A 392-nucleotide genomic window follows, 5' to 3' on the forward strand; every position below is an offset into this window, starting at 1 on the left:
GGCACAATGATCATCAGCCCTCACGTCGGAACCGAGCTTACCCAAATTTTCACGGAGCAATGATGGACCTGCTAATAGCATTGGCGTTCAATCTGCTACTCATGCTCGCTATGGCAGTTGGCGGTTGGGTTGTGGCGTGGTTTGCCACACGAAAAGATACCGAACTTGTAGGGGCTGCACCGAAGGCTATTGCTGGGTTTATGGCAGGCGCTGTGGCAGTTTGTGTTCTTGGCATGATCCTCAAGGACTGCATGCGCGCAAAGGGAGTTTTGTAATGGCTGAAGAATCTGATCTCGAACTATTCTTGTCCGACATCAAAGAAGACCCTAACTACAAGAAGTTTCGGCTCTTGGTCAAGGGCGTGCGCGAGAAGCTGAAGATCGAGCGTGATC

At 51.0% G+C, this 392-nt stretch carries 1 protein-coding gene; it reads left to right on the forward strand.

The features are described 5' to 3' along the window. On the forward strand, window positions 1-275 hold a 275-nt coding region (locus tag AC1RP4_RS07780), incomplete at its 5' end, for a hypothetical protein (protein WP_481763239.1). Window positions 276-392 lie beyond the last annotated feature (117 nt).

The organism is Dellaglioa sp. CoH-56-MRSF-10, assembly GCF_056782175.1.